We start from the raw sequence: 7555 nt of genomic DNA, 5'->3' as shown, positions 1-7555 counted from the left end.
CGAAGTGGTGGATATCGCCCACGCGCTGCTCGAGGCGGGCATCACCCGCATCGAGGTACCGCTCAACTCGCCGTCGCCGCTCGAGAGCATCGCGCTGCTCGCCGAGCGTTACGGCGACCGGGCGCTGATCGGCGCCGGCACGGTGCTCACCCCCGCCCAAGTGAAGGAAGTGCACGCCGCCGGCGGGCGGCTGATCGTCTCGCCCAACGCCCGTCCGGCGGTGATCGAGGCCGCCCGAGCGCTCGGCATGCAGAGCTTCCCCGGCATCGTCACGCCGTCCGAGGCGTTCGACGCGCTCGATGCCGGCGCCACCGGGCTCAAGCTCTTTCCCGCGGTCCAGGTCGGTATCGAGGGCATGAAGGCGGTGCGCGCGGTACTGCCACCAGGCACGCTGCTCTACGCGGTCGGCGGCATCGGCGAGAGCAACTTCGCCGAATGGCGCGCCGGCGGCGTGGACGGCGCCGGGCTCGGAAGCGCGCTTTACAAGCCCGGCCAGAGCGCCGAACAGGTGGGCCGCCAGGCCCAGGCGCTGGTGCGCGCCTGGCAGGCGGCGGGAGACGATCATGAATGACGCGCTGCAGGCAACGCTCGCCGTGGATTGCCGCTGCGAGCTCGGCGAAGGCCCCCAGTGGCAGGCGCAAAGCGCCCGGCTCTACTGGTGCGATATTCTGGGCAAGCGGCTCCACTGGCTCGACCCGGCAACCCAGGTGCATTCAAGCTTCGCGCTCGAGCGCATGACCTCCTGCGCCGCCCCGGTCGAAGATGGCCGGCTGCTGCTGATAGGCGAAAACCAGCTGACGCTGTTCGACCCGAAACGACAAAAGCAGACCGCGCTGATGGCGTTCGAGGCGGACAATCCCGTCACCCGCAGCAACGACGCCCGGGTCGACCGGCACGGCAGCCTCTGGCTCTCCACCATGGGCAAGAACGCCGAACCCGGCGCGGGCAGCCTCTACCGTCTTCACCGGGGCAAGCTCCATACCCTGCGCTCGGGGCTGACCATCCCCAACGCGATCTGCTTCTCGCCAAAAGGCGACACCGCCTACTTCACCGATACGCCGACCGGCAGGGTGCTGCGCTGGGCGCTGGATGATCAGGGATGGCCCATCGGTGAACCCGAGCCTTTTGCTGATTTCACCCAAACGGAAGGCAACCCGGACGGCGCTGTCATGGATAGCCACGGCTGCCTATGGCTGGCACTGTGGGGCGCTGGGCAGGTAGTGCGCTTAAATACACAGGGTCAGATTATTGGCCGTATTGACTTGCCGGTCAGCCAGCCCTCCTGCCCGGCATTTGCCGGCGCCGATCTTAAAACGCTGTATATCACCACTGCGCGAGAGGGATTCAGTGCTGAGCAGCTTGCCCAAGAGCCCTTCGCAGGCTCGCTCTATGTAGTCGAGACAGGCATCGCCGGACTCGCCGAGCCGCCTCTACATCTGGCCTAGTCAGAAATGAGTAGTCCCGCGACTGCGGGGCTACTATTGAGTGCAAATCTCCTATTTGACTGCCCCTGCAGCACAATTGATTACCTACTCGGTCGTTACGGATCTAATTACACTTTCAATTTGAACAGCCATTTAAAAAAGATACCAGTCTTCTTCATTGAAGCTGCTTGCCATGTTGACCTTATTTCAGTGTCCTGCCTTAAAGCGATACGTACTGTTGGCGGATCAGGTTATGCCACTACTTGCCTCGCTGGATTCTTTGCTTTAGCACATCATTAGCATGGTGCTCAAATATAAATGGGAGTTCGTCTGTTAAGATGTGACCTAGCCAAAGTGGATCATCACGGCTCTTTAGCAAGTGAGCATCAGCACCATTCAGGATGGCCGTTAGCAGACTCCATCGCTTGTTATAACTTGCAGTTTCAAACTCCTCTAGCAGGACTCTTAGGCTTGCTTCCTTACGGTGGCATTCGAGCGCCTTAAGTGCCGAATGTCTAACTTCATTAGCGCTATCTTGGTCAGCAAGTCCAACGATAACGTTATTAATTTGAGGAAATGGTAACCAAGCAGCTAATTCAGCGATGATCTTTCTCTCGGAAGCTGCCCCCCTTACACGCTCGGCAAACAGCGGAACAATTATTGCAGGATCTAGCTGGCGAAGAGCTCGTCCGACGGCACTTCTAGTTGAATCCCGCTCAATTTTAACAGCCACACTAATCAGTTTCTCGGCTGCTATATCTGGTGCGATGCGAACGAGCAACCTCGCCAACTCTCGCTCAATTTTTGGGTGGGTCTTAAAAGCCAACTCAATTGCATCAACAGCGCGCGGTATATTAAATTTGGCCAGGCCTTCGATGACGTTCAGTGGCTCTGTCACAAAGAAGGAGTTTTCAGAAAACGCCTTTTCAAGAATTGTATCCCGCAATCCAGGATCATTAGCTTCAGCTGCTATATCATAAGGGGTCTCATCGAAATAGCTAACCCGCTCACAGGCTATTCCTGCAGCTGCTATAGCTTGATCACGCGTCTCCGAACGCCTATATAGCATACGAATAACGAAAACCTCATAGCGGCTCCATGAACCCACGCTCTGATTTTGTAGCCATTCCAGTAGTAATTCCTCACCGCCATTCTTTACGCTTGCAAGAGCATCAATACCCCACCGAACATTCTCTTTCGTTTGTGCTACCAAAAAAGCAAATTGGGCAAACTCATTGGATTGATCACCAAGTTCGCGCAGCGAGATACAAAGATACATTGCCAAACGACTGGCTGGATCAGTTCTCTCTAGCAAGTCACGCACAACAGGGATGAGCTTTTCATTATTGCTAAACCAAGCGATAATCACAGCGACACAAAGCTCATTTTCTGCTGTTGCTCTATTTTTCAGAGTCAAAATAGCTCTGTTTAGGAGAGAAGTCGGCATTGGTCCTTGATGTAATCTAAGAAGAAAAAGTTCGAGTGGTACTTCAGATATTCCGACCTCGAAAATAGCATTGACCAAACTAGCATCAGCCCCCAATGCGGCAAGACTGCTTACAGCTTTATGAAAATCGCGATAAGGTTCCGATTCCAGTTTTCCAATAGCATCTCGAGGAATTGGTCGGAGGGCGATAGCAGTTAACCGCTCTATAACTTCAGAATCTTGACGTACAAAAGCCCACATTAAACCACCACGACGTACCCAGTAGTGCTCGGACTCTAGCTCGTGCTTGAGTAACGTAGTGATCCCTTCACCGCCTATCAGGATGAGAAGCCTACGTATGCCCTCATGCACAGGCTCGTTACCCCTACTATTTAATCGTTGTCGACAGCAGCCGATGGTAACGAGCATTGCTTCTAGCTCTCCGCCTTCCTCCGCCATTATGATGGAAAGAAGATCCGGACGAGTGATACCTCCCAAAAAACTTAGTGGGCGATCAAGCCAAATTTGATCTCCAGAGATGACTGCATCGAGATCTTGACGCAAGTCCCATTCTAGGGTGCGTAGCACGAACCGCAGCATTTCTTTGTTGATCTCATTCGGTCGTTCATCAAAAAGAATTTCAATCAAATGACGGCCCCCCGGCTGCGTCTTAGCTAGCGCGAGCACGCGATGTAGCGTTAATTCCGGTTCAGCGCGCAACAAGCCGGGTAGCCAGTAATTCCGAGATAAATAACGCTCTGATTCACCGATCTCTTCGAGCCGATCAATTGCAGCGAGTGGGTCAAGAACGGAGAGCGCATAGAGTGCAGCCCCGCTAGCGAAATCCTGCTGTTGTGTGAGGTTTTGAGTAATGAAATCAATTTTTTCACGATCGCCAAAGCGTGCGATGCAATGCAGCAGGCTACGGGGCTTACTTTCAGGCATCATTTCAATCAATCGATCTCGTGTTTCTCTCCAAATAGTCAGAGCATTGGGATGTTCTAGGGTGTTTAGCAAATATCCAAGATCGCTTATAGACTCCTTACTGGGATCAACAGAGAGTATCCGCAACCGAAGCCATTCCGGTCTATGGGCAACCCCGGCACGCAGGGCGGCCATGGTGGATTGGTAGCCCTCATGCGGCAGTCCGTTTGATCGATCTTCTAAAACTTCGACACAATGCTGGTGAATTTCCCAAATCCGATCTAGCCAATCGACATCCGGTGCGACTGTTAGCGCCACTATCGCTACACTCTGAAGATCCCATGAGCTGGATCGGAGAAGTGACTTTACAACATTCGCCAAGTCAACATGATCTTGTCGAGCCAAATTGACAAAGGCTTGGCCAATCAAACTCACGCGGTAATCTCTAGCTTCATCGGAAACTACAGAATGCAAGCGAGAGAGAAGAATCGGAACCGCACGCTGACCCAATGTTGGCAGCAGATGTTTGTACAGCTCTCCTCCATAACTTCCGAACTCATGGCTTTGTTCCATTTGTGCGACGATCACACTCGCGGGTTCAGCGTTTTTATCGTTTTCCCCAAGCAACCAGATCGTATCCATCGGCACATATCCGAGGCGACGCCACTGCGACTGGTTTTCGCTACTGCCACTAGAGAACATTTCACCAAGCTTTTCCACGCCAAGTTGATTGTGCTGATACTGGCGGACTAACTCTTTTGCAACAGCCCAATTCAGCAGACGGTCATGCGCAAATGCAACCTCGCCATATTCAGTGCTTCGAAGCCATCCAGTTGCCTCCAAGCGGGCTCGACTCTCATCGTTCAAACCGATTTCGGTCCATCTCTGCCGGCAAAGTGGATAAGTATCTCCTCCAACATATAAGGCAGCGAGCGCGAGTACGATGCCTATATCACCAAGAACTCCCCTTGAAGCAATGCGCTCCCAAAAGGACTCAAAGATTTCATATTCGCTTCGTGGAGCACGTTGTATTGAACTATAGGGAAGTTTGAGAAAAAGGCCGGCCAAAATTGGAGTGCGCAGAAGTTTCTTAAGGTCGTGAGGGAGTTCAGTCCACCTTTTACCACTCCACCTCAAGAGACAATCAAGTTCATTGATCGAGAATTCACCGACCTGATGCAGATGAATACGCTCACTGTCAGCTAACTTTAGCGTTCCGCTCAACTCAAGCGGTACTGACATGACAAGACGCATGCCCCGCTCGGCCCAATCCTGTCGAATGAGAGCACGGGCAACATCCACGTCCTGAACATCATCCACGGCGATCGTGATCTTTCGCCCCTCAGCGTTTGGCACAAGCTCGCAAAGGAACCGCGCAACCGCAACGAGTGATTTCTCAGATGTTTCGTCGAGACCGGTTTGCCAGATATCCTGTGCTGCATCCTTCAGCACTGTTTCCGAAGCGCTGTTAGAAGGCACGAGTGTCACTATCTCGCGGCTTTGCGCCAGAGTTTCCAAAAGCCGCCCCAATTGCCAAGTTTTTCCCATACCGCTTGTGCCAGCGATCAAAAGAACGGGCTTAATATCTGGCCAATCAGGCGGATTCCGCACATCACACTCAGGGCGATACCCCATACGATCAAGACGGTTGCGAGTCCGCTCACCCATCGTTTCAGCTAGTTGCTCAAAACGAACAATCCTATCGGGATTGAGCCCTACATTGCGAAATATTTCGTTTATCTCTTGGCGATCAAGCCTTACTTCCCCCTTACTTAATTTCTCAACAAGAATTCCTACAAGCCGTTCCCTAATACCTCTTTCGTCTCCCAAGTTAGGAGCATAGCGGCGCAGTAACTTATCTACAGCATAAGTCTGTTTAGTGTCATCCGATTCAAACTCTAGCTGCAAGTGCTTAAGTAGATGGAATACTTGTATCCGCTCATCGTTCTCACATGATTTTCTAGTTGAGCGGCTAGCCACAACAATATGGTCAAAAAATTCGCTATTTGTCCTGATTAGTCCAGAACTGAATTCCCTTTTTGTCATCCGATCTAGATCATCAGGCGCCACTGCTGACTCAACATCATTGAGAAACAGTCTTAAAGGTTTTAAACGGCCTTCCCGACCATCAGTGACAAATCGATAACGCGCATCGCCTGGACGCTGGGAGGGTATCGACTTTCGCAGATCAACGAGGACAGAAACGATGTCATTAACGGACCAAGTACCATTTTTACGTGACTTGTACTGCTCAACGAGATATACGCCAGCCGCCTCAGCTCGTGCGTCACCACCATTACGCGGCTCGAGAACCAGACATGCATCATCGATCAGCTCTCCATCTATAGTGCCGGACAGCGAGACTTGCGTAATCCATACTAAGTGATGAAGAATCTGATAAAGGAAGCCATTTATCGCAGCTGGCCCGCCAGCTTGTGTCATTTTCTCGCCCTCAATTATCGTCTAAGACAAATGCCTTAATTAGCGTCCACTATAGCCAAGAGAAATCAGTGAATCTCAAAATACTGAACCAAGCACGCTACACGATCAACGAATCAATCAAAAGCTATAACCGAACCTACTTCCTGAAATACAGAACGCCCACTGCGATACAGCGGGCGTTCGAATATGAAATAGATGCCAGACTAATTAGACGCTACACAAGCTAAATGTTTCATAAAGCCGTTTAACCCGCAAAGCTCACATACATCACGATCACCAGCACCACCAGCACGATACCCACGGGCACGGCGCCTTTCCAAGGAGTGAGATCGACGTCGCCGGTGTCCTGCTGCACCCAATCGGTCTCGCGCGGGCGCAGCTTGCCGATGACCAGCATGATGATCACCAGCAGCGCGAAGACCAGCGCCACGAAGTGGAACTCGTGCATCACTTCAGGAAGCAATGTGAACGGCGGTACGAAGTAGCCGGCGGCGATCATCAGGCAGCCGCCGACCAGGGCGATCTTCGCCGCCATGGGCGGTACGCGCTTGGTCAGGAGCCCGACGATCACCACGGCGAGGATCGGGATGAAGTAGATCGCGTTCATCTTCTGCAGGTAGCCGAACAGGCTCTCCTGGCCTGCCAAAAGCGGCGCGATGATCATGGTGACGACCGCCATGATCCAGCCGAACACCTTGCCGGACTTGACCACCTGGGCCTCGGTGGCCTCCGGGTTGAGCACGCCCTTGTAGATGCCGAGGCTGAAGATGGTGGTGGTGCTGTTGAGCGCCGAGTTGAACGAGGAAAGGATCGCGCCCACCATCACCGCGGCGAAGAAGCCGGTCAGGTACGGCGGCAGCACGTTGAACACGAGATAGCCGTAGGCCTCGTCGGCGCGCACGCCTTCGTCGAAGTAGAGGTGGTAGGCGATGATGCCCGGCAGCACCAGATAGAGCGGGCCGAGCAGCTTGAAGAAACCCGTGAGCAGCACGCCCTTCTGCCCTTCGGCGAGGTTCTTCGCGGCGAAGGTACGCTGGATGATCTGCTGGTTGGTGCTCCAGTAGAACAGGTTGATCAGGAACACCCCGGTGAACAGGGTGAAGAACGGCACCTGCTGCTCGGATCCGCCGATGGAGTTCAACTGCTCCGGGTTGGTCTGCTTGAGGATGCTCCAGCCCTCCATGACCCCCGCCCCGTCGCTGACCGCCTGCAGGCCGAAGTAGACGATCACGAAGCCGCCGACCAGAAGGCCCGCCCCGTTCAGGGTGTCGGAGACCGCGACGGTGCGCAGCCCGCCAAACAGCGCGTAGACCGCGCCGATGATGCCGACGATCCACAC

4 protein-coding genes are annotated in these 7555 nt (G+C 53.7%); 2 read left to right on the top strand and 2 right to left on the bottom strand.

The features are described from left to right. Both BIS11_RS07405 and BIS11_RS07400 read left to right on the top strand, forming a co-directional pair. The coding region (locus tag BIS11_RS07405) for a 2-dehydro-3-deoxy-6-phosphogalactonate aldolase (RefSeq protein ID WP_253585875.1) at positions 1 to 571 on the top strand (571 nt) is incomplete at its 5' end. Beyond that, positions 564 to 1445 (top strand): SMP-30/gluconolactonase/LRE family protein, encoded by an 882-nt coding sequence (locus BIS11_RS07400; protein ID WP_253422509.1) that lies wholly within the window; start codon positions 564 to 566, stop codon positions 1443 to 1445. The genes BIS11_RS07405 and BIS11_RS07400, both read left to right, overlap by 8 nt. Positions 1446 to 1683: 238 nt before the next feature. Here the strand turns inward: BIS11_RS07400 and BIS11_RS07395 are convergent, their stop codons facing one another. Further along, positions 1684 to 6216 (bottom strand): hypothetical protein, encoded by a 4533-nt coding sequence (locus BIS11_RS07395; RefSeq protein WP_253422511.1) that lies wholly within the window; start codon positions 6214 to 6216, stop codon positions 1684 to 1686. Between the two features lie 244 nt (positions 6217 to 6460). Beyond that, positions 6461 to 7555: solute:sodium symporter family transporter (locus BIS11_RS07390; RefSeq protein ID WP_253585874.1), on the bottom strand; the 1095-nt coding region annotated here is incomplete at its 5' end.

The organism is Halomonas sp. 707D4, from assembly GCF_024158685.1.
GTDB lineage: Bacteria > Pseudomonadota > Gammaproteobacteria > Pseudomonadales > Halomonadaceae > Vreelandella.
Note: the sequence above shows the minus strand (reverse complement) of the source record. Positions and strands in the feature narration are given on the sequence as shown.

Excerpts from the sequence above, each read along its gene's own strand:
- BIS11_RS07400 (WP_253422509.1), top strand. The coding sequence starts at position 564 with ATGAATGACGCGCTGCAGGCAACGCTCGCCGTGGATTGCCGCTGCGAG.
- BIS11_RS07395 (WP_253422511.1), bottom strand. The coding sequence starts at position 6,216 with ATGACACAAGCTGGCGGGCCAGCTGCGATAAATGGCTTCCTTTATCAG.